The organism is Streptomyces sp. NPDC007095 (genome assembly GCF_040634475.1).
Classification (GTDB): domain Bacteria; phylum Actinomycetota; class Actinomycetes; order Streptomycetales; family Streptomycetaceae; genus Streptomyces.
Window position 1 is genome coordinate 1 of record NZ_JBEYFS010000352.1, and the last position, 8036, is coordinate 8036.

An 8036-nucleotide genomic window follows, 5' to 3' on the forward strand; every position below is an offset into this window, starting at 1 on the left:
GCGCGTTCGCGCACCAGGACGTGCCCTTCGAGCGACTGGTGGAAGACCTCTCACCGGTACGCTCGATGGCCAGGCACCCGCTCTTCCAGGTCATGTTGACGCTGCAGAACAACGCGCGTCCAGCACTCGACCTGCCTGGTGTCGTCGTACAACCGATGCGCACCGGCGCGCGGGCTGCGAAGTTCGATCTCGCGGTCGATCTCACGGAGACGTTCGACAGCGACGGCGCAGCCGCGGGCGTCACAGGCACACTGACATACGCCACTGACTTGTTCGACGCGGCCACCGCGGAGTCGCTCGCCGACCGTTTCACTCGTGTTCTCGGCACGCTGGCTGCCGATCCCGACGTCCGGGTGCGCGAGGTCGAGGTGATGGACGCGGTGGAGCGGCACAGAGTCCTCAGGGAGTGGAACGCGACCACGCGTGTCGTATCGGCCATCACCCTCACCGAGGTGCTCGACGAGCAGTCGGCGCGCACGCCGGAAGCGCGGGCGCTGATCGACGCCGACGGCGTGTGTCTCACCTACCGCGAACTGCACGCCCGTGCCAACCGTCTCGCTCGGTTGCTCGTGTCGTCGGGAACCGGGCCGGAGGACGTGGTGGGCGTTCTGCTGCAACGATCGCCCGACATGGTCGTGGCGATGTTGGCGGTCCTGAAGAGCGGCGCAACCTATGTGCCCATCGATCCGGAGTATCCGGCCGACCGCGTTGCGTACATCCTCCGCGACGCGCAGCCGACCGTCCTTCTCACCGACGGCCCGTCGCGTCCGGATTTCGCCCTCCCTCTCCGTACCGTGGTCCTTGACGACCCGGCTGTCATCACGCACCTCGCCAACCTGCCGGAGACCACGATCTCTGCCCGTGAGCGAACGACGGTTCTCCTGCCTGACCACCCTGCTTACGTCATCTACACCTCGGGGTCCACGGGCCGCCCCAAGGGTGTCGTGGTGCCGCACCGCGGATTGGTGAACTATGTGCTGCGAGCTCGGGAGGTCTACCCGGGTCTCGCCGAGAGTACCCTTGTCCACTTGTCCGTCTCCTTCGACGGCGGAGTGACCGGGTTCTACGGCGCTCTCGCTGCAGGTGGCTGTCTTCAGCTTGCGCCGAGCGGCACGAAGGCGCTCACTATGCCCACCGGGTCCCGGGCGGCGTTCCTCAAGGCGACACCCAGCCACCTCCCCTTCCTGGACTTGGCCGACGACGGACTCAACCTCCCCACTCGGCAACTCATGCTCGGCGGGGAACCGCTTCACAGCACACACATTGAGCAACTGCGCAAGAAGCACCCGCTCTTGGCGATTGTCAACCACTACGGCCCCACCGAGGCGACCGTCGGCTCCCTCGATCACCATTTCATGGCCGGGGACGACATCCGGCAAGGCGCTATTCCTGTGGGGCGTCCGATGTGGAACATGCGGGCGTATGTTCTCGACGCCTTCTTGTCTCCCGTGGCGCCGGGTGTCGGGGGTGAGTTGTACCTGGCCGGTGTGCAGTTGGCACGTGGTTACCTGGGTCGTGCGGGGTTGACGGCTGAGCGGTTCGTCGCCGATCCGTTTGGTGCTGCCGGGGAGCGGATGTATCGCACGGGTGATGTGGTGCGGTGGACCGTGGATGGTGTGCTGGAGTGCTTGGGACGTACGGATGATCAGGTCAAGGTTCGGGGTTTCCGGATCGAGTTGGGGGAGGTCGAGGCGGCGCTGGTGGCTCATGCGGGTGTGGACCAAGCGGCGGTGGTGGTGCGTGAGGACATCCCGGGTGACAAACGCCTGGTCGGCTATGTGGTCCCAGCCGACGGTCGGACCGCTGATGCAGGTGCTGGTCTGGTCGCGGTGGTGAAGGCCGAGATCGCGGCGGTGCTGCCGGACTACATGATCCCGTCGGCGCTCGTGGTAGTGGACCGTCTGCCGGTGACACCGAACGGCAAACTCGACCGCCGCGCACTCCCCGCACCGACCGTCATGGCAGGAAACGGCCGCAAGCCGGAGAACGAGAAGGAGAAGATGCTCTGCGGCCTGTTCGCCGAAGTCCTCGGTCTTCCCGACGTGGGACCCGACGACAATTTCTTCGAGCTCGGCGGCCATTCACTGCTGGCCACCCGGCTCATCAACCGCATCCGGGCCGAACTCAACGTCGAGATCACTCTGCGCATGTTCTTCCACAACCCTGTCCCCGCTCAGCTCGCGAAGGTGCTGGGAGAACGCAAGAGGGAGCGGCCCGCTCTGCGGCCGAGGTCCGAACGCAATGTGTAACACCCGGCTGCCCGATGACCACTCCGATGCCAAGGTGACCGTTTGCCATGCCCATTGACCCCCTGCCGGCGACCGACGTTGCCCATTTCCGGCTCGTCCGCAGCGCATACGGTGAGCGATACGAGAACGACGGGACGGCCCTGGGCTGTCCCACCCTGCGGGGCCCCGCGCTGCCGCACACCGAGTACCGGGATCCGGCTTTCGCACCGGATGAACGTGCCCCCGGCGTCTACCGTTACCACCGCTGGCTCCCGGTGCGCCGAAGCCTCCCGCACACCGGCCGTACCGTCGTCCGGTGCGCCGGACGACTCGGCGCTATTCTCGGCGTGCTGGATCCGTGGATCGCCTTCAACGGCTACTGGCCGGAGTGGGGAGCCGACCTGACGACCTGTTCGTTCAGGAGCCGGAGGCCGCAACCGTGCCCGGCCGACTCCCGGAGCAGGCCGGCACCCTCGTCGTGGCCTCGGCCGGAAACACCGCGGCAGCCTTCGCTGAACGCTGCTCGCGGCATTCACCCCCAGGTCATCCCAGAGCGGTGTTCCGTGCGCCAGAATCGATCACGGTCGGACCGTGGACACGCCCGCCCCGGGCGCGGAGCGCGTACCGCGAGCGACACGCGGTGAACCCGCTGCCGTGGGCATGGCCCACGACCCGACCACCACGTCAGCGCCCGCCGACGTGGGCCGCATCGTGGACGGGACGCTGCGACGCGCCCGACCACCGTCAAGAGAGGAACCACGTCCATGGCCAACCCCTTCGAGGACGCGGACGGTACCTACCTGGTACTCGTCAATGAGGAGAACCAGCACTCGCTGTGGCCTGCCTTCGCCGAGGTCCCGGCGGGCTGGATCACCGTCCACGGTCCCGACGGACGCCAGGCATGCCTCGACTACGTCGAAGCCAACTGGACCGACATGCGCCCCGCCAGCCTTGTCGCCGCCATGGCCGAGGGCTGAGCAGCCGGTTTAGGCCATCACATCTGTACCACCTGCGGCACCATGTCCGTGGGCCCGGAGCACCGTCCCGGGCCCACGCGGCAGGCCCTCCCGCCACCCTGAGGTCCCATCACCCAATGACGACAAGCATTCCGTCCTCCGTCGCCCTCACCACCAACCCGTGGCTGCGGCCCCTGACCCGCAGCACTCACCCCCGGCTACGGCTTCTCTGCATCCCCCCGGCCGGCGCAGGCCCGCACTTCTACCGCACGTGGGCCACGGGCCTGCCTGAGGACGTCGAGGCGCTGGCCATCCACCTGCCGGGCCGCGAAAACCGGTTCGCCGAGCCGCTCATGACGGACTACCACGACGCCGTCGAAGCGGTGTACGCCGGCGTCCGGACCGCACTCGGCCCGCTCCCCTACGCGCTCTTCGGCCACAGCATGGGGGCGCTCCTCGCCTACGGCCTCGCCCTGACTGCCGCCCGGATGGGCGATCCGGTCCCGGAGCACCTCCTGCTCAGCGGCTGCAGCGGCCCCGGCAGCCCGCCATTGAAAGCGGGGCGCGGGCGCTGGAGCGACGTGGAACTCGTCGCGGACCTGCGCGCGATGGGCGGCACCACCACGGAGGTACTCGAAAATCCCGAACTGCTGGACCTCCTGCTGCCGATCCTACGAGCCGACTACACCCTCTGCGAGAGCTTCCGCGCCGCCCCACCCACCGGTCCGCTGCTCAGCTGTCCGCTCACCGTTCTCGCCGGAGCGGACGACGACGACCACACACCCGCAGACCTGGCGCGCTGGGCCGACGTCAGCAACGGATGCTTCTCCCAGTACACCTTCTCCGGCGGGCACTTCTTCCTCACCCACGAGTCGGCCCGGCCCGTCCTCACCACCGTCGCGTCCGCTCTCAGCAGGTAGCCGCAATGACCGCCGGGCTTCGCCTGTCCGGCGGGACTGTAGACCGCTCGTTTGACAGACCCTGCTGTGGGCGCTCCTGAGCGACAACCGGGTCTTCGCCTCCGCCCCACTGGTCACGCAATCGGCTTGGCTCCGTCATTGAGACTGCTACGGCACCGCCCACCGGGAGCAGATGCTGTCGGTCGAACACCGCCCCCACAAAGGCCTGAACAACCGGGCCGAGAACAGCGACCAGCCCACCCGGCAGCGCGAACGGGCCATGAAGGGCTTCCGCAGTGTCGGCGCAGTCCAGCGGTTCCTGTCCGCGTTGAGCGGCACCTCACCCCATTTCCGGCCCCGCCGCCATCTGATGACTGCCCCCGAATATCGAGCCGAGATGACCATCTGCTTCGCGATCTGGGAGCACATCACCGGCGATGCCGGCCAGCCCACCACGGCCTGAGCAGCACGTCGGAACCCGGCTGCGCCACGTCTCGACGCACCGTCAGACATCCAGACACCGACAACGTGACAACGCCGTGCCGGGGCTTCGCCATCAGCATCGACAGCGACGCCCTTGCTTGCCGAGGTGGGTCAGGGCGGAGTGACGGTACTCGTGCAGATCCCAGCCCGTCCCGGGTCCGCGTACGGCAGTGCGCTCGTCCAGTGGGGCCCGTGCCTGCCCGCTCAATTTCCGTGCTGGAGTCTCTCAGCCGATGCCGGATCGCAGGCGGATCCGAAACCCAGCTGCGATTCGAAGGTCGCAGCCGTGCCTCGTTTGGAGCATCCGCAACACCGCTTGCCGGACACTGCACTGCGCCGGGTGCCCTGGCCGCCGCTGTGGGCGCGCTGTACGCCGCTCAGATGCTGTGGGTCCGGGACGGAAGACCGCACACCTCTAGTACGTGCCTGGTGGCAGCTGTCTGCGTCTTCGAATCGCCGCACTTGCAGTACGCATATGCGTAAATACAGTAAGTAGTGACATTTGGGGTGGTTCAATGCGGCATTGTCGCGCTGAACCGCCCATTCTGTGCGACTGAAGGAGCACCCAGATGCAGCCTCACCCGGAGGACTTGCGCGCCGAGGCGACCTACCGCGACGACGGTGATGTCAAGCTTGAGGGCATCTCTCTCACCTGGCGGATCGGCGCGAACGCCCCCGACCAGGGCACCACAGAGCCGCCCGACTGGAACAACGGACGCCCGGACTACCCGCACCATTACGAGGTGTGGGTGGACGCACGGCTGGCCCAGACAGTGGACCTGTACTGGGCGACCTGGTATCCGCACTGGCAGTCGGCGAACCGGCACTGGGTGTGCCTGGGTGAGGCCCCGGCCCGCGAGGTGCGGGTGAAGATCCGGGCCCGGCACGCGGACGGCTCGTGGGGGCCGTTCACGGACGAGCTCACCGTAGACACGTCCACGTCCAAGCCCTACAACGTGCACGTCCCCGCCCGCACCGAGGAGCGCGCGGAAGACGGCCGGGAGCGTCACGGGAGCCTGGAGTTCCCGGTCAGCCGGGCGATCCGGGCGATCCGTGACGAGGACGGTGCGCCGATCTGTCAGGAAGCGCGTCGGCTGAACACCTCCACCACCTGGCAGGAAGTCGTACCTCCTGGCACGGCCAGCAACCCGCCATGGAACGAGGGCCGCGGGTACCTGGAGTACCGGAAGTTCTTCCGGGGCGCGGACGTGGCGTCGGCTGCGAATCCCGCGTTCAAGGGCCTGGACCTGGCCGGCGGGGACGGCCTGGGTGACTGGCCGACCAGCACCCTGGAAGCCGTCGACGGCGAGCACACCTTCACCTACAACTACCGGCAGAACCACATGGGCCCGAAGTGGACACACCAGTGGTTCATCACCAAAGAGGGCTGGGACCCGGCTCAGGGCATCTCCTGGGCCGTGCTGGAGCCGACGCCCTTCATGGTCGAGTACCACGGCAGCGGCACACACTCCGACCAGGAGCTGAGCTACACGACCCAGGCACTGGCGTCCCGGCGGGGACGGCATGCCATCGTCAACATCTGGGGTGGCGGCGACGCCGGACACGATTTCAAGGGCGAGTTCTTCGTCAGCGTCTCCGACGTCGAATTCCACTAACCCCCCTCTGCCCCCGCCCAGCGCAACGTCCGGTCCGACCGGCCGGAGAGGGGCCTGAAGGTGGTCCGACGCCGGCCGGCGGTCGCGGGCGTACGCCGGCCGGGAGTCAACTCCCGTTCCGCGCGCTCGCCCGGACGGCCGCGTCCGCCCGCCAGAACCCGAGAAGGTCACTTTGAGCAGGCCGCACCCGAAGATCGCACGGCACACCCAAGCGCCCGGGCTCATGTCCCTCCGGAGCTGTCCCACGGCCACGCCCAGCCGCCGAGCTTGGCCACCGCAGGCTGCTGGCGCCTCGCGTGCCCGGGAGCCGCATCATCCCGCCCGCCCCGAGAGGTGAGCCATGAGTACACGCACGTCCGCCGCCCCTTCCGCATCCGCGCAGTCGCTCTACCAGGCCATGTCCGGCCTCGCCGGCCCGCTGAGCTCCGGCGAAGGCACCGCGCCGGACTTCGCCGCCACCCCACGTGCGCCGGCCGGCGAGGAGCCGTCGGTACTGATCCTCGGTGCAGGCATCGGCGGACTCACCGCCGCCTACGAGCTGGGCAGGCTCGGTTACCGGTGCACGGTCCTGGAGCCCCAGCCCCGCACCGGAGGCCGCAACCGCACCGCCCGCAAGGGTGACAAGCTGTACGAACTCGACGGTGAGGGCGACAGCCCGGTGCTGACCCACACCTGCGCCTTCGACAAGGGCCTGTACCTCAACCTCGGCCCCGGCCGCATTCCGTACCACCACCGCCGTGTCCTCAGGTACTGCACCGATCTCGGGGTGGCGCTGGAGCCATACATCATGGAGACCACGGCGAACGTCCTGCACCGTGCGGGACACACCCCACCCGGCCGGCCCTGGCGCAACCGCCGCATCGCCAACGACACCCGCGGCCACCTCGCCGCGCTCCTGACCGCCGCCCTGACCGGGAACGACGAGTACACCGGCCCGCTGAAGGACCTACTACGCAGGTTCGGCGACCTGGACGAGGAAGGCGAGTACCACGGCTCCACCCGCTCCGGCTACAGCGAGCCCCTCGACGTCCACGCCTTCCCCCAGCCCGCGCCCCCGCTGCCCCTGGCCGATCTGGTCGCCTCGGAGTTCTGGAAGCACCGGTTCTACCAGCCGGTGGACTATCTGTGGCAGGCCACGATGTTCCAGCCGGTCGGCGGCATGGACAAGATCGTCACGGCTCTCACCGAACGGATCACCTCCGAGTACGAAGTGACCGTCGAGCTCAAGGCCGACGTCACCTCGGTCGACCTGACCGGCGAAGCAGTCAGCGTCACCTACCGCTCCGGCGGACAGGAACTGACGGCGACGGCCGACTACTGCGTGAGCAACATCCCGCTCCCGGTGCTGAAGCAGCTCACGCTGACCGGCTTCTCCACGGAGTTCGAGAACGCCGTTCAAGCGGTGGATTTCGCACCGACGTGCAAGGTCGGCTGGCAGGCCAACCGGCGGTTCTGGGAGGACGACCACAACCAGATCTACGGCGGCATCAGCTGGACCGACCACCCCATCACCCAGTTCTGGTACCCGTCCAACGACTACTTCTCCAAGACGGGCACCCTCACCGGGGCGTACAACTTCGGCGAACACGCCGAGGACATGGGCAAGCTCGCACCGGGCGACCGGCTGGCCCTGGCCCGGGACGGCGCGGCACAGCTGCACCGGGAGTTCCTGGAGAAGACCACCGTGCCCCAGGACCTGGGGGTCACCATCGCCTGGCACAAGGTGCCCCACCAGCTCGGTGGCTGGGCCGACTGGGACCGGATGGAACTCCTGGTCGGCCGCGACCACGACGTCCGCGCCGCCGAGGCGCCCGGCGGGCAGGTGCGAGCGCAGGCCGGACTCGGCCAGTACGC

Annotated in this window: 5 protein-coding genes and 2 pseudogenes; 6 read left to right on the forward strand and 1 reads right to left on the reverse strand. The window is 68.3% G+C overall.

The window, feature by feature from the left end:
• The 4 genes and pseudogenes from ABZ656_RS54285 to ABZ656_RS54300 form a co-directional block, all read left to right on the forward strand.
• Positions 1–2249, forward strand: a 2249-nt coding sequence (locus tag ABZ656_RS54285; RefSeq protein WP_360279628.1) for an amino acid adenylation domain-containing protein, incomplete at its 5' end; no start/stop codon positions are given.
• Between the two features lie 743 nt (positions 2250–2992).
• Entirely contained in the window at positions 2993–3205 is a 213-nt protein-coding gene (locus tag ABZ656_RS54290; protein ID WP_101408640.1) for an MbtH family protein, read from the forward strand.
• A 116-nt stretch (positions 3206–3321) separates the two neighbouring features.
• Positions 3322–4104 carry an alpha/beta fold hydrolase gene (locus ABZ656_RS54295; RefSeq protein ID WP_360279632.1) on the forward strand — a complete coding sequence of 261 codons (783 nt, stop codon included), beginning with the start codon at positions 3322–3324 and terminating at the stop codon, positions 4102–4104.
• Positions 4105–4261: 157 nt separating this feature from the next.
• Positions 4262–4546 (forward strand): annotated as a pseudogene (locus tag ABZ656_RS54300) (IS6 family transposase); the annotation flags it as partial.
• 76 nt (positions 4547–4622) lie between these two features.
• Here ABZ656_RS54300 and ABZ656_RS54305 read toward each other — a convergent pair.
• A pseudogene (locus ABZ656_RS54305) lies at positions 4623–4777 on the reverse strand (site-specific integrase); the annotation flags it as partial.
• A 358-nt stretch (positions 4778–5135) separates the two neighbouring features.
• Here ABZ656_RS54305 and ABZ656_RS54310 point away from each other — a divergent pair.
• Positions 5136–6182 (forward strand): lytic polysaccharide monooxygenase, encoded by a 1047-nt coding sequence (locus tag ABZ656_RS54310; protein ID WP_101408642.1) that lies wholly within the window; start codon positions 5136–5138, stop codon positions 6180–6182.
• Positions 6183–6522: 340 nt separating this feature from the next.
• A partial coding sequence (locus tag ABZ656_RS54315; RefSeq protein WP_360279635.1) for an FAD-dependent oxidoreductase occupies positions 6523–8036 on the forward strand: 1514 nt, incomplete at its 3' end.